This is a genomic window from uncultured Phycicoccus sp., assembly GCF_947495705.1.
In the GTDB taxonomy this organism is placed as follows: domain Bacteria; phylum Actinomycetota; class Actinomycetes; order Actinomycetales; family Dermatophilaceae; genus Phycicoccus.
In genome coordinates this window covers 358956-385820 of sequence record NZ_CANLZR010000003.1, presented here as the reverse complement: position 1 = coordinate 385820, position 26865 = coordinate 358956, and the positions used below count along the sequence as shown (strand labels likewise).

General features: G+C 73.1%; 32 protein-coding genes. 13 read left to right on the top strand and 19 right to left on the bottom strand.

What is annotated here, in order from left to right:
* Window positions 1-17 precede the first annotated feature (17 nt).
* Both phoU and ppk2 read left to right on the top strand, forming a co-directional pair.
* Window positions 18-713, top strand: coding sequence for a phosphate signaling complex protein PhoU (gene phoU, locus Q0963_RS06990; RefSeq protein WP_299444639.1), 696 nt, complete (start codon window positions 18-20; stop codon window positions 711-713).
* A 71-nt stretch (window positions 714-784) separates the two neighbouring features.
* Complete coding sequence (gene ppk2 / locus Q0963_RS06985) at window positions 785-1702, top strand: polyphosphate kinase 2 (protein ID WP_299444587.1); 918 nt, start codon at window positions 785-787, stop codon at window positions 1700-1702.
* Between the two features lie 19 nt (window positions 1703-1721).
* Here the strand turns inward: ppk2 and Q0963_RS06980 are convergent, their stop codons facing one another.
* From Q0963_RS06980 to Q0963_RS06965, 4 genes are all read right to left on the bottom strand, one after another.
* Window positions 1722-2459 carry a phosphoglyceromutase gene (locus Q0963_RS06980; RefSeq protein ID WP_299444585.1) on the bottom strand — a complete coding sequence of 246 codons (738 nt, stop codon included), beginning with the start codon at window positions 2457-2459 and terminating at the stop codon, window positions 1722-1724.
* Between the two features lie 121 nt (window positions 2460-2580).
* A complete protein-coding gene (locus Q0963_RS06975) occupies window positions 2581-3102 on the bottom strand; it encodes a YbjN domain-containing protein (RefSeq protein ID WP_299444583.1) in 522 nt (173 codons plus the stop codon).
* Window positions 3099-4415, bottom strand: coding sequence for a D-inositol-3-phosphate glycosyltransferase (mshA, locus tag Q0963_RS06970; protein ID WP_299444581.1), 1317 nt, complete (start codon window positions 4413-4415; stop codon window positions 3099-3101). Before mshA ends, Q0963_RS06975 begins: the two co-directional genes overlap by 4 nt.
* 4 nt (window positions 4416-4419) lie before the next feature.
* A complete protein-coding gene (locus Q0963_RS06965) occupies window positions 4420-5214 on the bottom strand; it encodes a hypothetical protein (RefSeq protein WP_299444579.1) in 795 nt (264 codons plus the stop codon).
* 86 nt (window positions 5215-5300) lie between these two features.
* Between Q0963_RS06965 and Q0963_RS06960 the strand changes: the two genes are divergently transcribed.
* A complete protein-coding gene (locus tag Q0963_RS06960) occupies window positions 5301-6101 on the top strand; it encodes a class I SAM-dependent methyltransferase (protein WP_299444578.1) in 801 nt (266 codons plus the stop codon).
* 15 nt (window positions 6102-6116) lie between these two features.
* Here Q0963_RS06960 and Q0963_RS06955 read toward each other — a convergent pair whose 3' ends face one another.
* The 9 genes from Q0963_RS06955 to Q0963_RS06915 all read right to left on the bottom strand — a co-directional run bounded on the left by Q0963_RS06955 (window position 6117) and on the right by Q0963_RS06915 (window position 12446).
* The gene (locus Q0963_RS06955) at window positions 6117-6437 is read right to left on the bottom strand and encodes a DUF2516 family protein (protein ID WP_299444577.1); all 321 of its coding nucleotides are present in this window, start codon (window positions 6435-6437) and stop codon (window positions 6117-6119) included.
* Window positions 6438-6454: 17 nt separating this feature from the next.
* Entirely contained in the window at window positions 6455-6880 is a 426-nt protein-coding gene (gene dtd, locus Q0963_RS06950; protein ID WP_299444576.1) for a D-aminoacyl-tRNA deacylase, read from the bottom strand.
* Window positions 6877-7863: an asparaginase gene (locus tag Q0963_RS06945; protein WP_299444574.1), complete on the bottom strand. Its 987-nt coding sequence runs from the start codon at window positions 7861-7863 to the stop codon at window positions 6877-6879. The genes dtd and Q0963_RS06945 overlap by 4 nt, the downstream gene beginning before the upstream one ends.
* 140 nt (window positions 7864-8003) lie before the next feature.
* Complete coding sequence (locus tag Q0963_RS06940; protein WP_299444572.1) at window positions 8004-8708, bottom strand: hypothetical protein; 705 nt, start codon at window positions 8706-8708, stop codon at window positions 8004-8006.
* A 67-nt stretch (window positions 8709-8775) separates the two neighbouring features.
* On the bottom strand, window positions 8776-9150 hold the full coding sequence (locus tag Q0963_RS06935; RefSeq protein ID WP_299444570.1) for a helix-turn-helix domain-containing protein: 375 nt from the start codon (window positions 9148-9150) through the stop codon (window positions 8776-8778).
* A 92-nt stretch (window positions 9151-9242) separates the two neighbouring features.
* Window positions 9243-9737 carry a DUF4395 domain-containing protein gene (locus Q0963_RS06930; protein ID WP_299444568.1) on the bottom strand — a complete coding sequence of 165 codons (495 nt, stop codon included), beginning with the start codon at window positions 9735-9737 and terminating at the stop codon, window positions 9243-9245.
* 354 nt (window positions 9738-10091) lie between these two features.
* Window positions 10092-10949, bottom strand: a complete 858-nt coding sequence (locus Q0963_RS06925; RefSeq protein WP_299444566.1) for a 3-keto-5-aminohexanoate cleavage protein — start codon at window positions 10947-10949, stop codon at window positions 10092-10094.
* A 52-nt stretch (window positions 10950-11001) separates the two neighbouring features.
* Window positions 11002-12030, bottom strand: a complete 1029-nt coding sequence (locus tag Q0963_RS06920; protein ID WP_299444564.1) for a folate-binding protein YgfZ — start codon at window positions 12028-12030, stop codon at window positions 11002-11004.
* Window positions 12027-12446 (bottom strand): Fur family transcriptional regulator, encoded by a 420-nt coding sequence (locus tag Q0963_RS06915; protein ID WP_299444562.1) that lies wholly within the window; start codon window positions 12444-12446, stop codon window positions 12027-12029. The genes Q0963_RS06920 and Q0963_RS06915 overlap by 4 nt, the downstream gene beginning before the upstream one ends.
* A gap of 58 nt (window positions 12447-12504) precedes the next feature.
* Here Q0963_RS06915 and Q0963_RS06910 point away from each other — a divergent pair, with 58 nt between their 5' ends.
* Entirely contained in the window at window positions 12505-13569 is a 1065-nt protein-coding gene (locus Q0963_RS06910) for an LCP family protein (protein ID WP_299444561.1), read from the top strand.
* Window positions 13570-13587: 18 nt separating this feature from the next.
* Here Q0963_RS06910 and Q0963_RS06905 read toward each other — a convergent pair whose 3' ends face one another.
* Window positions 13588-14097, bottom strand: a complete 510-nt coding sequence (locus tag Q0963_RS06905; protein ID WP_299444559.1) for an FABP family protein — start codon at window positions 14095-14097, stop codon at window positions 13588-13590.
* Between the two features lie 12 nt (window positions 14098-14109).
* Between Q0963_RS06905 and Q0963_RS06900 the strand changes: the two genes are divergently transcribed.
* Window positions 14110-14481 carry a DsrE family protein gene (locus tag Q0963_RS06900; protein ID WP_299444557.1) on the top strand — a complete coding sequence of 124 codons (372 nt, stop codon included), beginning with the start codon at window positions 14110-14112 and terminating at the stop codon, window positions 14479-14481.
* 21 nt (window positions 14482-14502) lie between these two features.
* Here Q0963_RS06900 and Q0963_RS06895 read toward each other — a convergent pair whose 3' ends face one another.
* Window positions 14503-15339, bottom strand: a complete 837-nt coding sequence (locus tag Q0963_RS06895; RefSeq protein ID WP_299444555.1) for a hypothetical protein — start codon at window positions 15337-15339, stop codon at window positions 14503-14505.
* A gap of 16 nt (window positions 15340-15355) precedes the next feature.
* Window positions 15356-15649, bottom strand: a complete 294-nt coding sequence (locus Q0963_RS06890; protein ID WP_299444553.1) for a MoaD/ThiS family protein — start codon at window positions 15647-15649, stop codon at window positions 15356-15358.
* 21 nt (window positions 15650-15670) lie between these two features.
* Here Q0963_RS06890 and Q0963_RS06885 point away from each other — a divergent pair, with 21 nt between their 5' ends.
* The 8 genes from Q0963_RS06885 (at window position 15671) to pstB (ending at window position 24736) form a co-directional block, all read left to right on the top strand.
* A complete protein-coding gene (locus tag Q0963_RS06885) occupies window positions 15671-16369 on the top strand; it encodes a response regulator transcription factor (RefSeq protein WP_299444551.1) in 699 nt (232 codons plus the stop codon).
* Window position 16370: 1 nt separating this feature from the next.
* On the top strand, window positions 16371-17273 hold the full coding sequence (gene mshD / locus Q0963_RS06880; RefSeq protein ID WP_299444549.1) for a mycothiol synthase: 903 nt from the start codon (window positions 16371-16373) through the stop codon (window positions 17271-17273).
* 49 nt (window positions 17274-17322) lie between these two features.
* Window positions 17323-19644: an RNA degradosome polyphosphate kinase gene (locus Q0963_RS06875; RefSeq protein ID WP_299444547.1), complete on the top strand. Its 2322-nt coding sequence runs from the start codon at window positions 17323-17325 to the stop codon at window positions 19642-19644.
* Window positions 19645-19655: 11 nt separating this feature from the next.
* On the top strand, window positions 19656-20600 hold the full coding sequence (locus Q0963_RS06870) for an NUDIX hydrolase (protein WP_299444545.1): 945 nt from the start codon (window positions 19656-19658) through the stop codon (window positions 20598-20600).
* Between the two features lie 145 nt (window positions 20601-20745).
* Window positions 20746-21855, top strand: a complete 1110-nt coding sequence (gene pstS / locus Q0963_RS06865; RefSeq protein ID WP_299444543.1) for a phosphate ABC transporter substrate-binding protein PstS — start codon at window positions 20746-20748, stop codon at window positions 21853-21855.
* A gap of 140 nt (window positions 21856-21995) precedes the next feature.
* On the top strand, window positions 21996-22985 hold the full coding sequence (gene pstC / locus Q0963_RS06860) for a phosphate ABC transporter permease subunit PstC (RefSeq protein ID WP_299444637.1): 990 nt from the start codon (window positions 21996-21998) through the stop codon (window positions 22983-22985).
* A complete protein-coding gene (gene pstA, locus Q0963_RS06855; RefSeq protein ID WP_299444541.1) occupies window positions 22982-23908 on the top strand; it encodes a phosphate ABC transporter permease PstA in 927 nt (308 codons plus the stop codon). The genes pstC and pstA overlap by 4 nt, the downstream gene beginning before the upstream one ends.
* Window positions 23909-23959: 51 nt before the next feature.
* On the top strand, window positions 23960-24736 hold the full coding sequence (gene pstB / locus Q0963_RS06850) for a phosphate ABC transporter ATP-binding protein PstB (RefSeq protein ID WP_299444539.1): 777 nt from the start codon (window positions 23960-23962) through the stop codon (window positions 24734-24736).
* Between the two features lie 21 nt (window positions 24737-24757).
* Here the strand turns inward: pstB and Q0963_RS06845 are convergent, their stop codons facing one another.
* The 3 genes from Q0963_RS06845 to Q0963_RS06835 all read right to left on the bottom strand — a co-directional run bounded on the left by Q0963_RS06845 (window position 24758) and on the right by Q0963_RS06835 (window position 26667).
* Entirely contained in the window at window positions 24758-25750 is a 993-nt protein-coding gene (locus Q0963_RS06845) for an inorganic phosphate transporter (RefSeq protein WP_299444537.1), read from the bottom strand.
* Window positions 25751-25756: 6 nt separating this feature from the next.
* A complete protein-coding gene (locus Q0963_RS06840; RefSeq protein WP_299444535.1) occupies window positions 25757-26380 on the bottom strand; it encodes a DUF47 domain-containing protein in 624 nt (207 codons plus the stop codon).
* A gap of 107 nt (window positions 26381-26487) precedes the next feature.
* On the bottom strand, window positions 26488-26667 hold the full coding sequence (locus tag Q0963_RS06835; RefSeq protein ID WP_299444533.1) for a hypothetical protein: 180 nt from the start codon (window positions 26665-26667) through the stop codon (window positions 26488-26490).
* Between the last annotated feature and the right edge of the window lie 198 nt (window positions 26668-26865).

The following is a 26865-nucleotide window of genomic DNA, read 5'->3' as shown; positions in this document are numbered from 1 at the left end:
AGGACGACTCACCCGTGATGCGCAAGGCCTACCACGAGGAACTCGACCGGATCGCCGAGAGCCTCGTCGAGATGACCCACCTCGCAGCGTCGGCGATGACCCGCGCCACGACGGCCCTCCTCGACGCCGACGTCCACCTCGCCGACTCCGTCATCACCGCGGACGCCGAGATCGACGCCAAACGCGAGGAGATCGACCTGCTGTCCTTCGACCTCCTCGCGCTCCAGCAGCCCGTCGCCACCGACCTGCGCGTCGTCGTGACGAGCATGCGGATGAGCAGCGACATCGAGCGGATGGGCGACCTCGCCCGGCACGTCGCGAAGGTCGCCCGGCTGCGCTATCCCGCGTCGGCCGTCCCGCCCGAGCTGCGGGGGACGTTCCGCGAGATGGGCCAGGTCGCCGAGCTCATCGTCGAGAAGTGCGGGTCCGTCATCGCCCGCCGCTCCATCGAGGGCGCCCGCGAGATCGAGCGCGACGACGACGCGATGGACGCCTTGCACCGCGACCTGTTCGAGCAGGTCACGAGCAAGGACTGGCCGCACGACACCGAGACCGCGGTCGACATCACCCTTCTCGGCCGCTACTACGAGCGGTTCGCCGACCACGCCGTCTCGGTGGCCGAGCGGGTCGTCTGGATCGTCACCGGCGAGTGGGGCAACGAGGCCAACGGCAGCCACGAGGACGCCGAGGACGCCGCCTCGCCCAAGGGCTGACCGCCCCACCCCCCGACGCCACCCCTTCCGGACGCCGACCGGGCCGCTCGGGGCGGGAGTAGGGTCGAGGTGTGGACGAGCAGCGCAGGTCCGTCACCGAGGACTACGCCGAGGAGCTCGAGGAGCTGCACGACCTCGAGGAGGCCGAGGGCGCCCGGATCGACGTCAAGGTCGGCAAGGCGTGGCACCTGGGCTACCCGTACTCCAAGAAGCTCCCCCGCCGTGACTACGAGCACACCAAGCGGCTGCTCCAGATCGAGCTGCTCAAGCTCCAGCTGCACGTGAAGGAGACCGGAGGCAAGGTCCTCGTCATCTGCGAGGGCCGTGACGCCGCCGGCAAGGGCGGCGCGATCAAGCGCTTCATGGAGCACCTCAACCCCCGCGGCGCCCGGGTGGTCGCGCTCGAGAAGCCGACCGAGATCGAGCGCACCCAGTGGTACTTCCAGCGCTACATCGAGCACCTGCCGAGCGGCGGCGAGCTCGTGTTCATGGACCGGTCCTGGTACAACCGCGCCGGCGTCGAGCGGGTCATGGGCTACTGCACGCCCAGCGAGTACCTCGAGTTCATGCGCGAGTGCCCGGACTTCGAGCGGATGCTCGTCCGGTCCGGCATCCACCTCGTCAAGCTGTGGTTCTCGGTGAGCCGGGAGGAGCAGGCGGCCCGGTTCGCCTCGCGCCAGAACGACCCGGTCCGGCAGTGGAAGCTCTCGCCCACCGACCTCGCGAGCTTCGACAAGTGGGACGCGTACACCGAGGCGAAGGAGGCGATGTTCTTCTACACCGACACCGGGGACGCCCCGTGGACGGTCGTGAAGAGCAACGACAAGAAGCGGGCCCGGATCGAGGCGATGCGGGTGCTGCTCAGCGGCCTCGACTACCGCAGCAAGGACGCCGAGGTCGTCGGCACGCCCGACCCGCTCATCGTGGGGCCGGCGTCACGGATCTTCGAGCGAGGCGAGCACACCGACCGCGTGCTGCCCCGGCTCTGAGCGGGCGCCGTCGCGTCGCTCAGCGGCCCTGGTTGGCCACCGCGGCGGCGGCGGCCGCAGCCGCGTCGGGGTCGAGGTACTCCCCCGGCCCGGTGGGCATGAAGTCGTCCCCGAGCCGGTAGACCAGCGGCATCCCGGTGGGGATGTTGAGGCCGGCGATGTCCTCGTCGCTGATGCCGTCGAGGTGCTTGACGAGCGCGCGCAGGCTGTTGCCGTGGGCGGTGACGAGCACCGTGTGCCCGGCGGTGAGGTCGTCCTGGAGGTCGTTCTGCCAGTACGGCATCATCCGCGGGATGACGTCCGCCAGACACTCGGTGGTGGGGACCTCGACGCCCGTGTAGCGCGGGTCGCCGGTCTGGTCGTACTCGCTGCCGGGCTCGATGGGCGGCGGCGGGGTGTCGAAGCTGCGGCGCCAGAGCATGAACTGCTCCTCGCCGTACTGCTCGCGGGTGGCGGCCTTGTCGAGCCCCTGGAGCGCGCCGTAGTGCCGCTCGTTGAGCCGCCAGCTGCGCCGCACCGGGATCCAGTGCCGGTCGCAGGCGTCCAGGGCCAGGTTGGCCGTCGTGATGGCGCGGCGGAGCACGGAGGTGTGGACCACGTCCGGGAGCAGCCCGGCCTCGGCCAGCTGCTGCCCGCCGCGTACCGCCTCGGCCCGGCCCTTCTCGGTCAGGTCGACGTCGACCCAGCCGGTGAAGAGGTTCTTCTCGTTCCAGACGGACTCGCCGTGCCGCAGGAGGATCAGGGTGTGCTCGGTCATGCGAGCCAGCCTAGCCACCCCCCGCGCCCCCGACTTTTCATGCCCAGGTCCGCGGGACGTGCCGCTCCGGCGGCGTGTCCCGCGGACGCCGGCATGAAAAGTCGGGGAAGGCGCGGGAGGGTCAGGGGGCCGGGGGGCGGGCCGGGTCGCCGGGGCGCTCGAGGATGTGCCGGAAGGCCTCGAGGTTGCGCAGGCTCTCGCCCCGCGACACCCGCCAGTCCCACTCCTTGCGCATCGAGCCGAGGAACCCGAGGACGAGCAGCTCGTTGAACGGCTCGTCGGCCGCGACGAGGACCACCCCGAGCAGCTGGTCGAGCTGCTCGGCGTCGACCCCGGCGGCGGGGACCCGGCCCGTGACGAACACGTCGCCGGCCTTGTCGACCGAGTACGCGAGCCCCGGCAGGCGCAGGTTGCGCCGCAGCAGGTAGCGGTAGACCTCGAGGTGGTTCTCGTCCGGGTTGCGGATGACGAACGCCGACACCGACAGCGCCACGTCGCTGCAGACGAGGGACACGACCGTCTTGAGCTTCTTCTCGCCCGGCAGCGACACGACGAGCTCCTCGGCGCGGGCTCCGGTCTCCCACTCGTGCCCGGCGTCGTCGAGGTAGGCCCGCACCGTGGCGGCGAGGTCGGCAGCGCTCACGGGATGACCGCCCGCGGGATGCCCGTCAGCCGCTCGGCGTCGTTGATCGAGACGTCCTTCGGGCGGGACAGCGCCTGGGTGTAGACCTCGAGCAGCTTCTCGGCCGTCGCGGCCCACCCGAACCCCTGCGCGTGCTCGACGGCCCGGCGCGACAGCGCCGCCCGCGCCTCGGGGTCGAGCACGACCCGGCCGAGGGCGGTGGCCCAGTCGGCGGTGTCGTGCCCGTCGACGAGCAGGCCGGCGTCGCCGACCGCGATGGGCAGGCCGCCGACGTTAGCCGCGACGACCGGGGTGCCGCACGCCTGCGCCTCGACGGCGACGAGCCCGAAGGACTCGCTGTGCGACGGCACCGCGACGGTGTCCGCGGCGCGGTACCAGGCGGCGAGCGTGGGGCGGTCGACCGGCGGGACGAAACGCACCAGGTCGGCGATGCCCAGCCGCTCGGCGAGCGCGTCCAGGCCCATCGGGCTGCGCACCCCCGACCCGCTCGCGCCCCCGAGGATGCCGACGACCATCCGCTCCCGCAGGTCGGGGCGGCGGCGGACCAGCTCGGCCGCGGCCCGGAGCAGGACGTCGGGGCCCTTGAGCGGCTGGATGCGCCCGACGAAGAGGAGGAGCACGGCGTCGGGGGGCAGCCCGAGGGCGGCCCGTGCCTCCGTCTGCGAGCCCGGGGCGAACGTCACGAGGTCGACGCCCGGCTCGGCGACGGCCACCCGTGCGGGGTCGGCGTCGTACAGCTCGACGAGCTCGCGGGCCTCCCGCTCGGTGTTCGCGACGAGCCGGTCGGCGGCCTCCACCACCTGCGCCTCACCGATCTCGCGGCCCCGGGGCTCGGGGTCGTCGCCGTCGGCGAGGTGGAGGTTCTTGACGCGCGCCATCGTGTGCATCGTGTGGACGAGCGGGACGCCCCACCGGTCGGCGGCGAGCCAGCCGACCTGCCCCGACAGCCAGTAGTGGGAGTGGACGAGGTCGTAGTACCCCGGCGGGGCGTGGGCCGCGACCCGCATCATCCCGGCCGCGAAGGCGCACAGCTGGCCGGGCAGGTCCTCCTTCGACAGCCCCTCGTACGGGCCCGCCGCGATGTGCCGGACGACCACACCGGGCTCGACCTCGACGACGTCCGGCTGGGCCGCGCTCGTCGTCCGGGTGAAGAGGTCGACCTCCACCCCCAGCCGCGCCAGCTGCCGGGACACCTCGAGGACGTAGACGTTCATCCCACCGGCGTCCCCGGTGCCCGGCTGGGCCAGCGGTGAGGTGTGGACGCTGACCATCGCCACCCGGCGGGGGCGGACCGGTGCGGCCTCGGAGGTCATCCGCTCAGTCTTCCACGGCGTCACGGGGGGTGTCGGTGACGGTGACGACCGCTCGCGGGGACCACACGTGGATCGCGATGCGCCCGTCCTGGCGAAGGTCGACCGCGCGGGGCACCTGCACCGGGGCGATCGACACGTCGGTGCCGAGGACCCAGGTGAAGGCCGGCTGCTCGACGACGGTCGGGTCGACCCAGTAGGCCTTCTCCTTGAGGTTGCGCGCGGGCAGCGCGGGCTCGATGCCCGTCGTCGCGGGGCGCCAGTCGAGGTTGACGGCGACGGCCGAGGCGCCCTGGACGGCGACGTCCATCCGGATCCGGCCGTCGGTGGGCTCGAACGTGATGCGCAGGGGGAGGCTCTCGGACTCGTTGTAGACGACGCCGCTGTACGTGACGGTGTCGTCGTCGTCCCGGGCCACGGCCGCGATGCTCACCGCCGTGAGCGCCGACGACACCTGCTCGCGGGGGTGCTCCCCGGTGGTGTCGACCGAGCCGCGGACGGCGACGACAGGCGCCCCCTTGGTCACCGTGTCGGCGAGCACCGTGCTCCCCCGCGACAGCCGGAACCCCCGGTCGTACAGGGTGACGGTGAGCCCGGCGCCGAGCGACTGCACCCCGAAGGCGTTCTGCGCGACCTGGAGCAGCCCGGGCTCGACGTCGGTGATGCCGATGTCGCGGGCGAGGATCCGGGGCACCCAGGACGTGAGCCCGAGGACGAGGGCGGCCGCCAGCGAGACGACGAGGGCGACCATCGACAGGCTCACCTCGCCCTCGCGGCTCTGCGCGCGCAACCGGTCCAGCACCCGCTCAGGGTATGGCCGAGTACTGGGAACCGGCGCGCGGGGGCGGACGCGCCGGGCCGCGGCCCGGCCGTGTCTACGCTGGCCGGATGGCTGCCGACCGACCCGTGGGTGTCATCACGCGCGGGACGACCAACCCCAACCGGCTGCGCCGCTGTGACCGCTGGCTCGCCGGCCCCCAGGCGTGGCGGCTCCGGCGGCCCGCCGCCGCCCCGGTCGTCGTCGACCTCGGCTACGGCGCCTCCCCCGTGACCGCCGTCGAGCTGCACGACCGGCTCCGCCGGGTGCGCCCGGACGTCGAGGTCGTCGGCATCGAGATCGACCCCGCCCGGGTGGCCGCCGCGCAGCACCTCACCCGGCCGGGCCTGCGGTTCGCGCGCGGCGGCTTCGAGGTGCCGCTGCCCGGCGGCCGGCGCCCCGTCGTCGTCCGCGCGTTCAACGTGCTGAGGCAGTACGACGAGGCCGAGGCCGAGGCGGCGTGGGCCACGGTGCTCGACCGGCTCGCCCCGGATGGGCTGCTCGTCGACGGCACCTGCGACGAGCTGGGACGGCTCGCGGCGTGGGTCGCGGTGACGGCGAACGGGCCCGAGTCGCTGACCCTGTCGTGGCGCCTCCGCGGTCTCGAGCAGCCGGGGGTGGTGGCCGAACGGCTGCCGAAGTCCCTCATCCACCGCAACGTCCCGGGCGAGGGGGTGCACGCACTGCTCACCGCACTGGACGACCTGTGGCACCGGCAGGCGCCGCTCGCGTCCTACGGGGTGCGGCAGCGCTTCGTCGCGACGGTGGGGGCGCTGCGTGAGGCGGGGTGGCCGGTGCTGGGCGGCCCGGCGCGGTGGCGGCTCGGCGAGCTCACGGTCGCGTGGGACCGGGTGGCGCCGCGCGCCGAGTGAGCCCGGGGCGGCGGGTCACCAGGGGCCGTAGGGCCCCGCACGGCCGCTGCCACGGCCCATCACCTGGTCGAGCGCGGGCTTGACGTCGGCGAGGTAGACCCCGGCCGCGATGATCGCGACGATCCCGAGGATGCCCAGGCCGCCGACCGCGACGATGCCGAGGAGGAGGGCGACGCCGGTGACGAGCATCCAGAACGACTTCGTCCGCTTCCCGGCGGCCGTGAACGCGTCGGGACGGCGGCGGAGGCAGTCGACGACGGCGTACACCTCGACGGCGAGGGCCGCGATCGACAGGGCGAGGATGATGTAGCCCTGGACGGTCCCGAAGTAGCTCATGGGCTCAATGCTAGGCGTCAGACGTCGAGGACGATCGTCACGGGCCCGGAGTTCACGAGCGCCACGTCCATGTGCGCCCCGAACACCCCTGTCGCGACCTCGAGCCCACGCTCGCGCAGCGCGCGGACGACCGCGTCGACGAGGGGCTCGGCCACCGGCCCGGGGGCGGCGGCGTTCCACGACGGGCGCCGGCCCTTGCGGGTGTCGGCGTACAGGGTGAACTGGCTGATGACGAGGACCGGGGCGCCGACGTCGGCTGCGCCCCGTTCGCCGTCGAGGATGCGCAGCTCGGCGATCTTGCGGGCGGTGGTCGCGGCCTGCTCGGGGCCGTCGTCGTGGGTGACACCGACGAGCGCGACGAGGCCTGGCCGGTCGAACCCGCCGACGACCTGCCCGTCGACGGTCACCGACGCGCTGCTGGCACGCTGCAGGACGGTCCTCACGCCGGCCGGTCCGCGATGCCGACGGCGACGACCGCGCCCACGGGCTCGCCGTGGCCGAGCACCGGGGCGTCCTCGAGGCGGGGGTAGGCCTGCGACGCGACGCCGAGCCGCCGCAGCACGGCGGCGAGGGCCACGGCGCGGGCGCGGGCAGCCCCGTCGGCGACCTTGAGCGCGACCCCGCGCCCGTCGGGCAGCCCGACCGCGTAGACGGCTTCGGCGCCGTCCTTGGCGATGGCTCCGTCGGTGCCGCGGATGAGCGCGGTCACGTCCCGCCGGGTGCCGCCGAGCAGCTCGGGGTGGCTGCGGATGGCCGCGGCGACCCGCGCCTCGTGGGTGCCGGGGTCCGCGGTGGCCAGCCGCCCGAAGGCCCGGGCGAGCCCGGCCAGCGAGATCGCCATGACGGGTGCGCCGCAGCCGTCGACGGCGGTCGCCGCGACCGGCTCCCCGGCCAGGTCCTCCACGGTCGCGGCGATGCGCCGCTGGAGCGGGTGGTCGGGCTCGAGGTAGGTCTCGAGGTCCCAGCCGTTGACCTGGCACGTGATGAGCATCGCGGCGTGCTTGCCGGAACAGTTCTGGGCGAGCGGGCGCGCCGCACGTCCGGCCGCGACCCAGATGTCCCGTTCGGTCTCCTCGTACGGCAGGTCCGGGGTGTTGCGCAGGTCGTCCTCGCTCAGGCCTGCGCCGGCGAGCATGGCGCGGACCCCGTCGAGGTGGAACGGCTCGGCGCTGTGGCTCGCGCAGGCCAGCGCGAGGTGCGGCGCCGGGAGGTCGAGGCCGGCGCGGAGCATGGCGACGGCCTGCATCGGCTTGTTCGAGGAGCGCGGGAACACCGGGTCCAGGGGGTCGCCCCAGGACTCCAGGACGGACCCGTCGGGCGCGGTGACGGCGATGCTCGCGCGGTGGGCGGACTCGACGACACCGTTGCGGACGACGTGGGCGACGACGGGCGCGTCGGCGAGGGCGGCGGGGGTCGGCTGGGGCACGGCCCGACCCTAGTGCCGTCGGCGCGCCGCGCCGGAGGCCGGGGCACACGACGAAACGTGTGTGGACACGCCCGGGGTCGGGGGCGTGTCCACACACGTTTCGGGTGTGGTGGCGGCGCAGCGGCCGCCGCCGGGGTGGGTCAGTCGCCGACCTTCTCGGCAGCCTTCTCGGTGGCCTTCTCGGTCGCCGCGGCGGTCTTGCGGGCGCTCGTGCCGGCGGCCTTGGTCGCCGAGGACGTGCGCTTGGTCGCCTTCTTGGTCGTCGTCGAGGTGCGCTTGGCCGCGGTGCGGGTGCGCTTGGCGGAGGCTGCGACCTCGGTCTGGGCCGTCTTGGCCTCGTCCGCGACGGAGTCGGTGAGGACGGTGGCGACCTTGACGGCCTCCTTGCGGCCGGTCGTGATCGTGGCCTTCGCGGAGCGCTCGATCTCGGAGGCGGCGTTGCGGGCCGTGGTCACGGCACCCTTAGCCTGGGCGACGGTCGTCTCGGCCTGCGCCACGAGGTCCTTGGTGGCCTTCTGGCCGCGGATGCGGTTGACGACGTCCTTGCCGCGGGTCGCGAAGGCCTCGTAGCCCTCGGAGACCTTGCCGCCGACGACGAGGCCCTGGTTGAGGGCGACGGCCGGGAGGTCGAGGACCTGCTCGGCGACGTGGGTGGCGCGGGCCTGGACGGCGGCCGGGGCGAGGTCCGTGCGGGCGGACTCGGCGCGCTTGGCGAGCTCGGCGCGGCGCGCCTCGGCGATCTTCTGCGCGTCGCGGGCCTTCTCGACGGCGAGGTCGGTGACGCCGGCGAGGGCGTACAGCGGGGTGGTGTCGATGGACTTGCGGAGGTCGTCGATGACGGCCATGGCGGGCTCCTTCTGGGTGGGTGGTGCGGTCGGTACCCAACGGCGACGCTGCCGGGGCGGGTCGGCGTCACTGCCGGGGGACGTCCTCGAGGTAGGACTCGTAGATGTCGAGGAGCGTCTTCTTCTGCCGGGCCGTCAGGACGGGGTCCTGCGCGATGGCCCGGCGGACGTCGGGGGCGTCCGAGGCGGGGGTCGAGTGCTCGGCGTCGAGGATGCCGGCACGGACGTACAGCGACTCGGCCGACACCTCCAGCCCCTTCGCGAGCTGCTGGAGGATCTCGGCGCTCGGGCGCTTGAGCCCTCGCTCGATCTGGGACAGGTAGGGGTTCGAGACCCCGGCGAGCTCGGACAGCTGACGGAGGGAGAGCTTGGCGGACGTGCGCTGGTCGCGCAGGTAGTCGCCGAGGCTCTCGCCCAGGTCGTTCAGCGGGTTCTTGCTCACGAGTCCATTGTGCTTGCTCCAGTTAGCAAAATGCAAACTGGAGCAAGCGTGATGGTGACCACACGGCGTCCAGGGGGCGCCAAACCCAGCCGTCAGGCGGCTGCGGGCTCCCGGCGGCGGAGCGTGATGTCGGCGCACTCGACGCAGGTGTCATCGGAGACGACGCCGACGCGGATCAGCTGGGCGAAGACGAAGCAGCCCGCGCAGAAGCCGACGAAGGCCTCGAGCGCGGCGAAGACGAGCAGGACGGCGAGCAGGACGGTCGTCACGAGTGGGGCGCCGAGGGCCAACGCGACGGTGGCGGCGGCGGTGAACGCAAGGCCGACACTCTGAGCGAACCGCTTCGGGGCGCCGGAGACGAGGCGGGGCGACCCGAGCCGGGGTGCCACGACCGAGGCGGCGAGGCGGCCCAGCGGGCTGAACCGGGGACCGGCGGCGACGCGCAGCGCGAACCCGATGGCGAGGACGGCACTGACCCAGAGTGCGCCAGTGGCGAGGGTGGCCGCCGTGATGACGACGACGCCGGCAGCGACGACCCGCGCCGCCTTCTCGTTGACGACGGCCGGGAAACCGATAAGGGAAGTCATGCTCGCCATAACTCCACATTATGGTCCGGCATTCCCGGCGAGCCCAGCCAGGTCCAACCCTCGGACGTCCGGCCCGGCACCGCCCGGACCGCGCGCGGCCCGTCCCATGCAACCCCGCCCCTTCCCATCCTCCCCTCCCTGCCCCTCCCCCTTCCCGCCCCTCCCGTACTCCCCACGACCAATAGGTCACGCTGGGTACGCCCTGCCCGTCCCTGTCGTGACCTATCGGTCGATCGGGGTACGCCGGCACCCGTACCTGGCGTGACCTATCGGTCGATCGGGGTACGCACCGACCCCGTACCTGGCGTGACCTATTGGTCGATGTGGGGACGGGGTCGGGGGTCGGGTTGGGGGTCAGCGGGAGCGGCGGTCCTTGACGGCGAGCAGCGCCCGCGCGTCGGCCGTCGACATCGGGGGCCGCTGCATGAGGGTCGCCAGCTCCGCCGCACGGGCCACGAGCTCGTCGTTGTGCCCCACGACCTGACCCCGACGGAACACGACGTTGTCCTCCATGCCGACCCGCAGGTGCCCCCCGGCGGACAGCGCCGCCGCCATGACCGGCAGGTGACCGCGCCCGATCCCCGTCGCCGACCACGACGTCACCTCGGCCGGCAGCATCGCCACCCCCGCCATGAGCGCGGCCGTCGTCGCGGGCATCCCGCCCGGCACCCCGGTGACGAAGTCGACGTGCACCCGCCCGCCGAACGGCAGGCCGTGGGTGTCGAGCAGCCGCCGGAGCGCGTGCACGTGGCCGAGGTCGAAGAGCTCGAACTCGGGGACCACCTCGCGCTCCTGGGCCTGCACGTACAGCCGGCTCATGAAGGGCCACGGGTTGAGGAAGACGTCGTCGCCGAAGTTCGTCGTCCCGCACGTGAGCGAGCAGGAGTCGGGCTCGGCGTCGAGCACGGTGAGCCGCGCGTCGAGCGGGTCGTGCACGGACCCCCCGGTGGAGAGCTGCACGACGAGGTCCGTCGCCTCGCGCACCGCCTCGACCGCGGCCCGCAGGTAGCCCCCGTCGAGGGTCGGCGCGTCGTCGGCGTCCCGGATGTGGAGGTGGATGAGCGCCGCGCCGGCCGCCTCGCACCGCCGGGCGGTGTCGACGAGCTCGTCGAGGGTCGTCGGCAGCTGCGGCAGGTCGGCCTTCGCGTGCTCGGCGCCGGTCGGCGCCACGGTGATCAGCGTGCCGGTGGCCCCGGCGGACGACGTCGTCATGGCGCCATCATGTCAGGCACCGACACCGCCTACGGCAGGAGGATCTGCGGTGTCAGCGGCTGACGACGACGGTCTGTGCGGCAGCGACGTCACCGACGAGAAGATCGACGTCGTCGGGGATCGAGCGCTTGATGACCGCGAGCGCGATCGGGCCGTCCTCGTGGTGCCGCGCGACCGTCGTGAGCCGACCGACCTGCCGGCCGTCGTGGACGACCGCTGCGCCGGCATCCGGCACCAGGTGCCCGGACCCGTCGAGGTGGACGAAGACGAGCCGTCGCGGCGGCCGGCCGAGGTTGTGGACGCGGGCGATGGTCTCCTGCCCCCGGTAGCAGCCCTTGTGCAGGTGCACCGCCGTGCGGAGCCAGTCGACCTCGTGCGGGATGGTGCGGTGGTCGGTCTCGTTGCCGACGCGTGGCCGCCACGCTGCCACCCGCAGCGCCTCGGCCGCCCAGGTCCCCGCGAGCGGGCGGTCCCCCACGGCAGCCTCGACCTCGCCCCGGGGCACGAGCAGCTCACGCCAGGCCCGCCCCTGCGCCGGGTGCCCCTCGACCGGGCCGTACGCGGCCGTGTCGCCGACGAGCCCGGGCCAGGGGTCGACCCATGCCAAGGGCTCGCCCTCGACCGACTCCGCGCCCATCGGCTCGCCGAGCACCGCCCAGTCGGCGGTGACGTCGGCGACCTCGACCCGGAGCATGAAGCGCATCGACTCCAGCCAGGCGATGAGCGCCGGCGCCGACCCCGGCTCGACGGTGAGCCAGGTCGTCGCCCCGTCGTCGACGAGGTGCACGGCGTGCTCGACGTGGCCCTTCGGCGACAGGACGAGCGTCTCGCGCGACTCGCGGGGCCCCAGCCCGGTGAGCTGCTGGGTCGTCATCGAGTGCAGCCACGAGAGGCGGTCGGCGCCGGTGACCGTGACGACGCCGCGGTGCGACAGGTCGACGACGGCGAGGCCCTCGGCCAGGAGCCGCTGCTCGCGCATCGGGTCGCCGTAGTGCGCGGCGACCCCGGCGTCGAGGCCGTCGGCCTCGACGGCGCCGTGCCGTTGGAGGAGCGGCGACGGAGTGACGACGGACGTGGTCATGGGACCTCCCTGCAGGAGCGGCACAGTCCGTGGACGGCCGCGTGGCTGACGTCGGCGGCGAAGCCGAGCTGGTCGTCGAGGCGGGCGACGAGCTCGTCGGCGACCTCGAGCGGTGCCTCACCGACGGCGCCACAGCGCCGGCAGACGACGTGCACGTGGGTGGCGTGCTCGGCGAGGTGGTAGCTGGGCGTGCGGTGGTCGACGTGGGTGTGCCCGACGAGCCCCAGCTCCTGGAGCGCGTCGAGCGAGCGGTACACCGTCGAGACGGACAGCGCCCCCGTGCCGTCGGCCTCGACCGCCTCGACGATCTCGTCCGGGGTGGCGTGCCCGAGCCGGCCCACGGCCGCGAGCACCCGCTCGCGCTGCGTCGTGAGCCGCTTGCCCCGGGCGCGCAGCCGGGCTCCGAGATCACTCACCCCTCCAATGTATGCCGGACGTCCGTGGGCAGCCTCATCCGGTTCCTACACTGGGGAGGTGACGGACCAACGGACCGCTGACGGCCTCGACGCCCTGGGCCTCGGCGCGGACCAGCCCGACGAGCCCCACCGCAGGCGCGAGCGGCGGGGGCTGCGCCGGGTCCTGCTCGTCCTCCTCGTCGTGCTGGCCCTCGTCGTCGCGAGCATCGTGGGCTTCGCCGGGTACCTCGGCGTCACCGTGAAGAACAACGTCCAGCAGGAGGAGCTGCTGCCGCCGCCCGAGGAGGTGCCCGTCACGGCCCCGGACGGCAAGGAGATCCCCAGCGCCGGCGTCGGCACGAACTTCCTGCTCGTCGGCACCGACGGCCGCAGCGGCACCGACCGCGGCCGCTCCGACGTCATCATCATCGTGCACGTCCCGGCCGACCCCACGTCGATCCACATGATCCACTTCCCCCGGGACCTGTTCGTCTCGATCCCCGGGCACGGGAAGAACAAGATCAACGCCGCGTACGCCTTCGGTGGCGAGCCGCTGCTCGTCCGGACCCTCCAGAACCTCCTGGGGATCCGGATCGACCACGTCGCCCGCACCGACTTCGACGGCTTCAAGGGGATGACCGACGCGGTCGGCGGCGTCCGTGTCTACGCCGAGGAGGCCAGCACCGGCGCCGGCAACGGCGGCCCGACGGTCATCCGGCAGGGCTGGAACGACCTCGACGGCACCGGCGCCCTGCACTTCGTCCGCGAGCGCTACGAGCTGAGCCAGGGCGACATCTCCCGCGGCCGCCGCCAGCTGGCGTTCATGAAGGCGCTGCTGCTCAAGGCCACGAGCCCCGAGACCATCGCCAACCCCCTGAAGATCGCGAAGTTCACCGACGCGGCGACGACCAACCTCGTCGTCGACCAGAACCTCACCGTCGGCGACATGCGGGACTACGCCCTGCAGCTGCGGGACATCCGGGCGGACGACGTCGTCTTCGCGACCGCGCCCTTCACCGGGTTCGGGACGGACCCCGTGGCCGGCAGCATCGACATCGTCGACGAGAAGGGGATGGCCCTACTCGGCGAGGCGCTGCGCAACGACGAGATGGACTCCTACCTCGACGTCTTCCAGACGCCCTGACCGGGCGCCCGGCCGGGGTCAGGAGACCCGCTTGAGCTCCGCCGACACGTGCGACTGCAGCGGCTGCCCGACGGCCGCCATGTCCATGACCCACATGAGGTTGCTCTCGACGTAGCCGTAGAGGCGCTTCGCGGCCGTGTACTCCTTGGCCTCGGGGCTGCGCATCACGCCGTCGGTGCGGAGCTCGACCTTGGCCGGCTCGGCCCGCCCGGCGTACATCTCGACGAAGCCCGTGGGGTGGCTGAGCAGCAGCTCGACGTTCGTGCCGTCCTCGGCCGGGGTGACGGGGCGCCAGAAGCCGGTCTCGGTCGCGAGCGGGCGCACCTGGTTGCCGTCGTCGTCGAGGAGCCAGGCCCGTGACTCCCAGCGCAGGAACCGGCGGCCGTCGTGGCTGCAGACGACCTCCTGGCCGAAGCGCTGGGACTCCATCGTCGGGTAGCCCACGACACCGGCACCCGCCCAGGTGCCGACGAGCCAGGCGAGAGGAGCGAGGTCCTCGTGGAGGGAGGCGTCGAGCTGGAAGACCATACGCTGCAGTCTATGGACTCCCCGGCGAGCGCCCTCATCGTCAAGGTCACCTGCGGTCCGGAGGCGCTCGAACGGCTGAACCAGGGGTTCACCGTCGCGGCCACCGCCCTCGCCTCCGGGCTCGAGGTCAGCCTGTGGCTCACCGGCGAGGCCTCGTGGATGGCCGTACCCGGGCGGGCGGAGGAGGTCGACCTGCCGCACGCCGCCCCGCTCGCCGAGCTGCGGGACGCCGTGCTCGAGGGCGGGAGGCTCACGGTGTGCGGCCAGTGCGCCGCCCGGCGGGACCTGGGCGAGGCGGACGTGCTGCCGGGGGTCGTCATCCGGGGCGCGGCAGCCTTCGTCGAGGAGGTCGTGGCGCCCGGAGCCCGCGCGCTCGTCTACTGACGGCAGGGGACCGGACCCGGGTCAGCCGACGAGGGCCAGCGCGACGCCGTACGCCACGACGCCGGGCACGAGGATGCCGGCCGCGGCCGAGGCGAGCTGACCGCGCACCGCGGTGACCGGCGGGAGCACCGACAGCATCCGCCGTAGGGCGTGCGAGACGGCGGCGACGAGGAGCCCGGTGAGGGCGGCGGCTGCGGGCCCCGGCTCCCCGACGACGGCCGCGGCGACGAGGGCCCCGGACGCGCCGAGGACCATCGCGAGCGGCAGCAGCCACGCGCGCAGCCGCTGGATGCCGACGGCGAGGTCGGCCAGCGCCGACACCCCGAGCCCGACGAACGCGGCCACCGCGAGCGCGGCAGGCCTCGTCCCGAGGGTGACCGGCAGCCAGGTCGCGCCGAGCGCGGCGAGGGCGAGACCGAACGAGGTGACGCCGATGGACTCGGTGAGCCGGGGACGCCCGTCGCGGCGGACGATCTGGTGGCCGAACATCAGCCCGAGACCGATCGCGAGGGCGGCGGGGACCAGCGCGAGGTCGGGCTCCCCGTCGGGCAGCACCGACGCCACGGGCGCGAGGACCCCCGCCACGCCGATGGCCAATGAGGACCCGAACCGGCTCGAGCTGCCGAGCAGCCGCGGCCACCCCCACGCGAGGACGAGGCCGGCCCAGGCGAGCACGGCGGCGACGACGACGGGGTCGATGCGCACCGCGACGACGAGCAGCGCGCACCACACGAGGGTGGCGACCACGACGACGGGCCGGGGCACGGTCGCCATCTCGGGCAGGCGCGGCGCCTGGCGGAGCATCGCGTCCCGGCGCGCCCGGCGGGCCGCCCGGGTCTCGCTCACCTGCTCGTCCACGTCGGGCATCCTCGCATCACCCACCGGCGAAGGGCGGGAGCACCTCGACGACGGCGCCCGGCGGCACCGGGTCGTCAGGGGTGGCGGCGAGCCCGTCGACGAGGATCGAGCACACCGGCAGCACGGCGCCGAGAGCCGGGTGCGCCGCGGCCATCGCCGCGACGAGGGCACCGACCGTGCCGGGCGCGTCGAAGGTGTCGCCGTCGACCCCCGCCGCGGCGCGGGCCCCCGCCCAGTAGCGCACGGCGACGGGCGACGCCGCGTCCGGCCGCGTCCCATCAGGGCTCGCAACCTGATGCCGTGGTTCCATGACCGCCTATTCTGATGGGCGATGGCCCATCTGCTGCTGTTGACGAACACCTTGGCTCCCAGCGCCGAGGTCCTTCCGGCGCTCGGGCTGCTCAGCCACCATGTTCGCATCCTGCCCGCCGAGGCGTCGGCGCTGGTCGACGCACCGGACGCCGACGCGGTCATCGTCGACGCCCGCCGCGAGCTCGCCATGGCGAAGTCGCTGTGCCGGGTGCTCACCTCGACCGGGGTGTCCGCGCCGCTCGTCGTCGTCGTCACCGAGGGCGGCCTCGCCGGGCTCACCAGCGAGTGGGGCGTCGACGACGTCCTCCTCGACACCGCCGGGCCCGCCGAGGTGGAGGCCCGCCTCCGCCTCGCCGTCGGCCGGCGAGGCGACTCCGGCGCCGTCGAGGACGGCCCCATCACTGCCGGCTCGCTCGTCATCGACGAGGCCACGTACTCCGTCCGCCTCCGGGGTCGCCTGCTCGACCTCACCTACAAGGAGTTCGAGCTGCTCAAGTACCTCGCCCAGCACCCCGGCCGGGTGTTCACCCGGTCCCAGCTGCTGCAGGAGGTGTGGGGCTACGACTACTTCGGCGGCACCCGCACCGTCGACGTCCACGTCCGGAGGCTCCGCGCCAAGCTCGGCATCGAGCACGAGCTGCTCATCGGGACGGTCCGCAACGTCGGCTACCGCTTCGTGCCCGAGGCCGCGGCCGACCTCGAAGGGGCCGAGGGCTGACATGCCGGTGACCGAGCGGCTGGGCGCCGTCGACGACCGGACTGCCGGTGAGGCCCGCGAGCTGTGGGACCGCGCCCACGCGGCCGACGAGGTGGCGGCGGTCTCCGAGGCGTTCGCCCTCGCCGTCGGCCGGCACCGCGAGGGCGTCGTCCACGTGCTGCGGCGCGACGACGCGGGCCAGCTCGTCGGCTACGCGCAGGTCGCCTCGGTGGGAACCCCCGACGCGGTGGCCGAGCTCGTCGTCGACCCGGCCGCGAGGCGCCAGGGTCACGGCCGGGCCCTGCTCGACGCGGTCGTCGAGGAGGGGGCCCGCAGCGTCTGGGCGCACGGCGACCTCCCCCCGGCCCGGGCCTTCGCCACGGCTGCCGGGCTCGAACGCACCCGCAGCCTGCACCTCATGACGCGCCCCCTCGGCGCCGACGACGCCCGCGACCCGGCGCTGCCGGCCGGCTACTCGGTGCGCGCGTTCGAGCCCGGCCGGGACGACGAGGACTGGGTGCGCCTCAACGCCGCGGCTTTCGCCTCGCACCCGGAGCAGGGCCGCCTCACCGTCGCCGACCTGCGCGAGCGGATGGACCAGCCGTGGTTCGACCCGGCCGGCTTCCTCCTCGTCGAGCGGGACGGGCGCGTCGTCGCCTTCCACTGGACCAAGGTCGAGAAGGGCGAGGCGCGGCACGGCAACGGCACCGGTGAGGTGTACGTCGTCGGGGTCGACCCCGACGAGCAGGGTCGCGGCCTCGGCGGTCCGCTGACCGCCCTGGGCCTGGCCCATCTGGCCCGCCGCGGCCTCACCGAGGTCCACCTCTACGTCGACGGGGACAACACCGCGGCCCGGCGCACCTACGAGCGTCTCGGCTTCGCCGACCTCGCCGTCGACGCCCAGTACTCGGTGCCCCACGCGTGACGTCCCGGACCGGAGGCCCGCAGGCGGCCGGACCTGACAGGATGGACGCATGACGGCAGAGTCGGAGGTGCGGGTCGACCAGGCCACCGACCCGACGGCGCGCGACACCGCGGCCGACGCCTCCGCCGACGGCGCGATCGTCAGCGAGGTCTCGATCGCCAGCGCCTCCGCCGCCGAGGCCCGCCACCAGCAGCAGCCCCGGGCCACCAACGGCCGGTTCGTGCGCCCCGGCCAGCCCGGCCACGAGCCCGCGGACGACGGCCTGCCGGCCGACCGCTTCCTCGACCGCGAGATCTCCTGGCTCCAGTTCAACGAGCGGGTCCTCCAGCTGGCCGCCGACGAGCACGTGCCGCTGCTCGAGCGGGCCCGCTTCCTCGCGATCTTCGCCCAGAACCTCGACGAGTTCTTCATGGTCCGCGTCGCCGGCCTCAAGCGGCGCATCGCCACGGGCATCGCCGTGCGCTCCGCGTCGGGGCTCGAGCCGCGCGAGGTGCTCGAGCAGATCTCGAGCGTCGCGCACGAGCTGATGACCCTGCACGCCCGGGTCTACGCCGAGCAGGTGCGCCCGCTCCTCGAGGAGGACGGCGTCACGATCGTGCGCTGGGACGAGCTGTCCGACGAGGAGCGCGACCGGCTCGGCACGGTCTTCACCGACGGGCTGTTCCCCGTCCTCACCCCGCTCGCCGTCGACCCGGCCCACCCGTTCCCGTACATCTCGGGGCTCTCGCTCAACCTCGCCGTCATCCTCGTCAACCCCAAGTCGCAGAAGGAGCACTTCGCGCGGGTCAAGGTGCCGCCGATGCTGCCGCGCCTCATCCGGGTCGAGCCCGGCCCCGCCGAGTCGCCGCTCGCCGACATGTACGACACCCGGTTCGTCCCGCTCGAGGACGTCATCGCGGCGCACCTCGACCAGCTGTTCCCGGGGATGGACGTCCGCGAGCACTTCACCTTCCGGGTCACCCGCAACGAGGACCTCGAGGTCGAGGAGGACGACGCCGAGAACCTGCTCACCGCCCTCGAGCGCGAGCTGACCCGGCGCCGCTTCGGCCCGCCGGTGCGCCTCGAGGTGGAGCAGGCGATGGACGACCACGTCCTCGACCTCATCGTCCGCGAGCTCGGCGTCGCCGGGTCCGAGGTGTACCGGCTCCCGGCTCCCCTCGACCTGCGCGCGCTCAACGTCATCGCCGACCTGGAGCGTTCCGAGCTGCACTACGAGCCGTTCGTGGCCCGCACCAACGCCGACCTCGCCCCCACCGAGTCCGCGAAGGCCCGCGACATCTTCGCCTCGATCCGCAAGCAGGACGTCCTGCTGCACCACCCCTACGACTCGTTCTCGACCTCGGTGCAGGCGTTCCTCGAGCAGGCCGCGGCCGACCCGCACGTCCTCGCCATCAAGCAGACGCTCTACCGCACCAGCGGCGACAGCCCGATCATCGACGCTCTCATCGACGCCGCCGAGGCCGGCAAGCAGGTGCTCGCGGTCGTCGAGATCAAGGCGCGCTTCGACGAGGAGAACAACATCTCGTGGGCCCGCAAGCTCGAGCACGCGGGCGTGCACGTCGTCTACGGCATCGTCGGCCTCAAGACCCACGCCAAGCTGTGCCTCGTCATCCGCCAGGAGGCCGAGGGGATGCGGCGGTACTGCCACGTCGGCACCGGCAACTACAACCCGAAGACCGCCCGGCTGTACGAGGACCTCGGCCTGCTCACCGACGACCAGCAGGTCGGTGAGGACCTCAGCCGGCTGTTCAACCAGCTGTCCGGTATCGCACCGCGCAGCAAGTTCAAGCGGCTCCTCGTCGCACCCCGCTCGGTCCGGGCCGGGCTCATCGCGCACATCGAGCAGGAGATCGAGCACGAGCAGGCCGAGCCGGGCTCCGGCCTGATCCTGTGGAAGGTCAACTCGATCGTCGACGAGCAGGTCATCGACGCCCTGTACCGCGCGTCGCGGGCCGGAGTGCGGGTTTTCCTCTGGGTCCGCGGCATCTGCGCGATCCGGCCCGGGGTCGAGGGGCTGTCCGAGACGGTCGAGGTCCGCTCGGTGCTCGGGCGCTTCCTCGAGCACTCGCGGGTCTTCTACTTCGGCGGCGCCGGCGAGCCCGTCGCGTACATCGGCAGCGCCGACATGATGCACCGCAACCTCGACCGCCGGGTCGAGGCCCTCATCCGGCTCACCGACCCGCGGCACGTCGACGACCTGCGCTCCCTCCTCGACCGGGGCGGCTCCGACCGGTACGCGCACTGGGGCCTCGGCGGCGACGGACGCTGGATCCGCCGCCACCTCAGCGCCGACGGTGAGCCCCTGGAGGACCTGCAGACCGCGTTCATCGAGATGCACTCCAAGCGCCGCCGCAAGGCCCGGCGCCGCTGACGACCGCTCCCATGCCGACGACGATCCCCGCTGCCGGGACGGTGCCGTGGCGGGTCCACGGTCACGTGCTGCAGGTTGCGCTCGTGCACCGGCCGCGCTACGACGACTGGTCCTGGGCCAAGGGCAAGCTCGACCCGGCGGAGGAGTGGCCCGTCGCCGCCGTCCGCGAGACGTTCGAGGAGACCGGGCTCGTCGTCCGGCTGGGGGTCCCCCTGCCGCAGGCGCGGTACACCGTCCTCGAGAAGGACGGCGTCCCCGGCGACAAGGTCGTGCGGTACTGGGCCGCCCAGGTCACCGGGGGCGACGGCCGCCTCGTCAACGAGATCGACGACGTCGAGTGGCTCGACCCGCGCACCGCCCACGACCGCCTCGACTACGCCCGCGACCAGGACCAGCTGCTGGCCCTCGTGCGCTGGCACCAGGCGGGGCTGCTCGCGACGTGGCCGCTCGTGCTCGTCCGGCACGCCCGCGCCGTGGGCCGAGGCTCGTGGAAGGGGTCGGACGACACCGAACGCCCCCTCGACGCGGCCGGCCGGGCCCGGGCGGTGGCGCTGGGGCCGGTCCTGGCGGCCTACGGCGTGGACCGGGTCGTCTCCTCCCCCTCGAAGCGCTGCACCGCCACCGTCCAGCCGTTCGTCGACGAGGCCGGGGTCCGGCTCCGGACCCGGCCCGGCCTGTCCGAGGAGGGCTTCGCCGACGACCCGGGGCGGGCGGTCCACCACCTGCAGCGCGTCCTCGAGAAGGGGCGCCCCACCGCCGTCTGCTCGCACGGGCCGGTGCTGCCGGCGCTCGTCGACGTCCTCGCCGGGGTCGCGGGGGAGGCCGGGGCCGCCGACCGCAGCGTCCTGGCCGCGGCCGCCGCCGGCACGTTCGACAAGGGCGAGGCGCTGGTCTGCCACGTGGCCGGCACGGGCGCCGGGGCCCGCGTCGTCGCCGTCGAGCGCCACTGCCCCTGACCGTCCGGTGGGGCAATGCTCGGACGCCGTTCACGCGGCGTTCACCCGGCACGGGTCACGGCGTCACCCGGCCTCCATACCGTCCTAGGCGTCGGCCACCGGTGCCCGACGCCATCGCTTCGTTCCTTTTTCGAGAGGTACACCTGTGAAGAACCTCCGTTTCGGCCAGTTCGCTGGCCTCGCCCTGGTCGGTTCCCTCGCCCTCGCCGGCTGCGGCTCGGACGACAACTCGGGCAGCGGCGGCGCCACCGGCGGCGCCGGCGACGTCGCCTGCTTCGAGGGCACCCTGAACGCCGAGGGCTCCTCGGCCCAGAAGAACGCGTTCGAGGAGGCCGCCGCCACGTACAACGAGATGTGCCCCGGCGCCACCGTCAACTACAACCCGACGGGCTCCGGCACGGGCATCAAGCAGTTCATCGCCGGGCAGGTCGACTTCGCCGGGTCCGACTCGGCCCTGAAGACCGAGGAGAAGGACGGCATCGTCGAGACCGACGCGGCCGCCGAGACCTGCGGCTCTCCCGCCTGGAACATCCCGATGGTCACCGGGCCGATCGCCATCTCCTACAACCTGCCGGGGGTCGACGACCTGACGCTCACCCCGGACGTGGCCGCGGAGATCTTCGACGGCAAGATCACGACGTGGAACGACCCGAAGATCGCGGCGGTGAACGCCGGCGTCGAGCTCCCCGCCACCGACATCAAGGTCTTCTTCCGCTCCGACGAGTCGGGGACGACCGAGAACTTCACGAAGTACCTCAAGGCTGCCGGTGGCGACGCGTGGAGCTACGACCCGGCGAAGGCCTGGCCCGCCTCCGGTGAGGGCAAGGAGAAGTCCTCCGGGGTGTCCGAGGGCGTGAAGTCCACCGAGGGTGGCGTCACCTACGTCGAGTGGAGCTACGCCAAGGACAACGACCTCGGCATCGCCAAGATCGACAACGGCGGCGGCGCGGTCGAGCTGACCGGCGAGACCGTCGGCAAGGCCGTCGAGGCCGCCGCCAGCGACGGCGAGGGCAACGACCTGCGCCTCACCCTCGACTACGCGACCCAGGAGGCCGGCGCCTACCCGATCCTCCTCGTCACCTACGAGATCGTGTGCTCCCAGTACGCTGACGCCGAGACCGCGACGAAGGTCAAGGCCTTCCTCACGCACATGGCCTCCCCGGAGGTCCAGCAGGGCCTCGAGGAGATCGGGTACGCACCGCTCCCGAGCTCGGTCGAGGAGAAGGTCACGACGGCCATCGACGCGATCTCCTGACCGCTCGGCGCCCGCACGGGCGCCCACCGTCCCGGCGCTCCGGCGCCCACGGACACCGCATCGGGGCGGGCCGCGAACCGGCCCGCCCCGTCGGTACGACCAAGATCCCCGACACCCCCGAGGACGACGTGAGCACCTCCATGACCGGCCGCTCGACGGTCGACGAGGACCCGAGGCACCCCCTCGGCGGCGACCGGGCCTCCACCGGCCGCCTCGGCGACCGGATCTTCGGCGGCCTCGCCACCACCTCGGGCATCCTCATCGTCGTCCTCGTCACCCTCGTCGGGGTGTTCCTCCTGTGGCAGGCCGTGCCGTCGCTGCTGAAGAACGAGGCGAACTTCCTCCTGTCGCGGGAGTGGAGCCCCAGCGGAGCCAACCCCCGCTTCGGCATCCTCGAGCTCGCCTGGGGCACCCTCATCACCTCGGTCATCGCGATGATCATCGCGGTCCCGCTCGGGGTCGCGGTCGCCCTCTTCATCACCCAGTACGCGCCGCCGTGGCTCTCCAAGCCCGCGGCCTCGACCATCGACCTCCTCGCTGCGGTCCCCTCGATCGTCTACGGGTTCTGGGGTCTGAACATCGCGGGCCAGTACTTCCAGCCGGTGCTCTCCGGGATCGACGGCGCGCTCGGGTGGCTGCCGGTCTTCGAGGACCAGGGCACCAGCGCCAAGAGCACTCTCGCCTTCGCCGGCATGATCCTCGCGATCATGATCCTGCCGATCGTCACGGCCATCTCCCGCGAGGTCTTCGCGCAGGTGCCGACGACGCACAAGGAGGGCGCGCTCGCGCTCGGGGCGACGCGGTGGGAGATGATCCGGGTCGCGGTCCTGCCCTACGGCAAGCCCGGGGTCATCAGCGCCGCGATGCTCGGCCTCGGCCGTGCGCTCGGCGAGACCCTCGCGGTCCTCATCCTCCTGTCGACGCTGAGCGCGAACGCGGACTGGAGCTTCTCGATCTTCAACGGCGGCTCGACCTTCGCCTCGCGGATCGCCCAGGGCGCCGGCGAGTTCGACACCCCGCAGAAGACCGGCGCCTACATCGCGGCCGGCCTCGTCCTGTTCGTCGTGACCTTCGTCGTCAACGCGACCGCCCGCATCGTCATCGATCGCAGGAAGGCCTTCACCGAATGAGCAGCGCCCAGGTCGACCACGCCGCAGCACCGCCCGCGGCCGGCGTCCCGACCCCCAGTGCGTTCGGCGAGAAGTCCGGGGGGCGCGCCGTCAAGGACGTCACCGCCCGCGTCGTCATGTGGCTCGCCTTCGGGATCGCCGTCGTGCCGCTCGTCTGGATCCTCGGCTCCACCCTGGTCAAGGGCGGCCACATGCTCGTCGACTCGGTGTGGTGGACCAACAGCCAGTCCGGCATCACCTCGCGGCGGGTCGGCGGGGGCGCGGTGCACGCCATCCAGGGCACGCTCATCCAGGCCGCGGTCACGGCGGCGATGTCGGTGCCGGTCGGCGTCCTCACCGCCGTCTACCTCGTCGAGTACGGCCGCGGCCGGCTGGCGCGGACCGTGTCCTTCATGGTCGACATCCTCACCGGCATCCCGTCGATCGTCGCGGGCCTGTTCATCTACGCCCTGTGGGTGACGACGCTCGGCTTCCAGCGCGTCGCGTTCGCCGTGACCCTGGCCCTCGCGATGCTCATGATCCCGACGATCGTGCGGTCCACGGAGGAGATGCTCAAGCTCGTGCCGAACGAGCTGCGCGAGGCGTCGTACGCGCTCGGGGTGCCGAAGTGGAAGACGATCATGAAGATCGTCGTGCCCACCGCGTTCTCGGGCATCGTCACCGGCGTCCTGCTCGGCCTCGCCCGCGTCATGGGTGAGACGGCACCGCTGATCATCCTCGGGCCGTACACGAAGGTCATCGCCACCGACCTGTTCGACGGGCTCATGGCGACGCTGCCCACGATGATCAACCAGGACCGCACCGAGGCCCTGCAGCCGGCCCTCGACCGGGTCTGGGGCGCCTCGCTCACCCTGATCCTCCTCGTGTTCATGCTCAACCTGCTGGGCCGCTTCGTCGGCCGCTTCAGCAAGGTCAAGGGCTGACCCACTCCCGACCACCCCGACCACCCCGGGACGAAAAGAGACACTGAACCCATGGCCAAGCGCATCGACGTCAAGGACCTCGACATCTACTACGGCGACTTCAAGGCCGTCGAGGGCGTGACGATGACCGTGGAGCCCCGCTCCGTCACGGCGTTCATCGGCCCGTCCGGCTGCGGCAAGTCGACGGTGCTCCGCACCCTGAACCGGATGCACGAGGTCATCCCGGGCGGGCGGGTCGAGGGCTCGGTCATGCTCGACGACCAGGACCTCTACGCGTCGTCGATGGACCCGGTGGCCGTGCGCCGCACCGTCGGCATGGTCTTCCAGCGGCCCAACCCGTTCCCGACGATGTCGATCCGCGACAACGTGGCGGCCGGGCTGCGCCTCAACGGGGTCAAGAAGAAGTCCGTCCTCGACGAGGTCGTCGAGCAGTCGCTGCGCGGCGCCAACCTGTGGACCGAGGTCAAGGACCGGCTCGACAAGCCCGGGGCCGGCCTGTCGGGCGGCCAGCAGCAGCGGCTGTGCATCGCCCGCGCCATCGCGGTCAACCCGCAGGTGCTGCTCATGGACGAGCCCTGTTCGGCCCTCGACCCGATCTCGACGCTGGCCATCGAGGACCTCATCAACGACCTGAAGTCCGAGTACACGATCGTCATCGTCACGCACAACATGCAGCAGGCGGCCCGCGTCTCGGACCAGACGGCGTTCTTCAACCTCAAAGCGACCGGCGAGCCCGGCCGGCTCGTCGAGATCGGCGAGACCCAGCGCATCTTCAGCAACCCCACCGAGAAGGCCACCGAGGACTACATCTCGGGCCGCTTCGGCTGACCGGCCCGGGCCCGCTGGGCCCTAGACGACGAGCGCGACGGCGCCGTACACGAGCGCGGCCGCGAGGCCGGCGCCCGGGAACGTCAGCACCCACGCGAACGCGATGGACCGCGCGACGTCCCAGCGCACCGCCTTGGCCGAGCGGGTCGCCCCGACCCCGGCGATGGCCGAGGTGATGGCGTGCGTCGTCGAGATCGGGGCTCCGGTGGCCGTCGCGGCGTAGAGCACGGTCGCGGCCGTCGCCTCGGCGGCGAACCCCTGCGGCGGGTCGATGTGGATGATGCCGCGCCCGAGCGTGCGGATGATCCGCCAGCCGCCCGCGTACGTGCCGAGGCTCAGCATGACCGCGGCCAGGGCGAGCACCCAGAGCGGCACCGCCAGGTCCGCGGGGTCCTGGTGCCCGGAGGCGACGAGGGCGAGCACGACCACCCCGGCCGTCTTCGACGCGTCCTGCATCCCGTGCCCGAACGCCATCGCGGCCGCCGACACCGTCTGGGCGTAGCGGAACCCGCGCGCGGTCGGCCCGGGAGCGGAGCGCCGGAACAGCCACAGGATGGCGGTCATGACGAGGAAGCCGCCGGCGAGCCCGAGGAGCGGGGACACGATCATCGGGATGGCGACGTTGTCGCGCACCGCGCCCCAGCGCACGGTGGCGCCGGCGGCGAGCGCGGCCCCGCCGAGCCCCCCGATCAGGGCGTGCGACGACGAGGACGGCAGCCCCCGCCACCACGTCAGCAGGTTCCAGACGGTCGCGCCGACGAAGGCGCCGGCGCACAGGGCGAGCCCGGTGGCGCCGTCGGGGACGACGACGATGTCGTTGATCGTCTGGGCCACCCGCATCCCGGCGAAGGCCCCCACGAGGTTCATCACTGCGGCCAGCAGCAGCGCGATCCGGGGGGTCAGCGCCCGGGTCGAGACCGAGGTGGCGATGGCGTTCGCGGCGTCGTGGAAGCCGTTCGTGTACGTGAACCCCATCGCGAGGACGACGACGAGGGCGACGGGCCACCAGTCCACGGCCGGTCAGGACTCCCGGACGGTGATCGCCTCGACCTTCAGCGCCACCTGCTCGAACCCGTTCGCCGCGGCCTCGAGGGCGTCGATGACGTCCTTGTGCTTCATCAGGGCGACGGGGTCGGGCTTCTTCGCCGCGAACAGGTCGCCCAGCATGCGCCGGTACTGCTTGTTCGCCCGGTTCTCGAGCCGGGTGATCTCGACCCAGTAGCCGTTGAGCTCCTTCATCGACCGCAGCCGCGGCATCGCGTCGGCAGTGACCTCGGCCATCCGCGCGATGATCTCGACCTGCTTGGCGGCGCGGGGCGGGAGGTCGTCGACGCGGTACAGCACGATGAGGTCGACCGCGGCGACGACGAGGTCGACGCACTCGTCGAGGGCCACGGCGAGGCCGTGCATGTCGGAGCGGTCGAACGGGGTGACGAAGGACCCGTGCACCTTGCGGACGATGTCGCGGGTGGCGTCGGCGGCAGCGGCCTCGATGTCGTGGGCCCGGCGGAGGATCTCCTGGCGCTCGTCGTGGTCCGCGCCGAGCAGCGCCGTCAGCTCGCGGGCACCCTCGACCAGCTGCTGCGCCGAGGCGGCGTACAGCTCGGGGAACGAGGTGTCCTGGGGGGTGAGGCGAAAGCCCACGGTGGCGGTCTCCGGGTCCGGTGGTGCAGCGATCGTGGGCTCAGCGTAGGGGGTGGCGATCGGGCGGGAGGCCGCGGCCGGGGGCTCCCGGCGGTAGCCGCACGGCGTCAGCGCTCGGTGGGGGCCGGGGCCGCGTCGGCGGAGCCCGCACCGCCGATGCCGAGCAGCTGGTCGATGGCCTCCTCGCTCAGCGGCCCGTCGGTCTCGGCGGCCGCGAGCACCAGGGTCCCGACGAGGTCGATCTCACCCTGGAGATCGTCGTCGGTGAGCGAGGGATCGTCGGCCATGGGTCAACGGTACGGCGCCCGAGCAGGGGGCGGTAGGTCATCCACAGGGAAAGTGCCGGGGCCGTCGGCGGCGGTGTCGGCGCGCCGGCGGGACGGGAGGTGGTGGGTGCCGGACCGGGAGCGCCTCACGGCGCGTGGCCGCTCGTAGCGGCTGATGTTGGGACCCGGGGCTGCCGCGGTCCGGCACCTACCGATAGA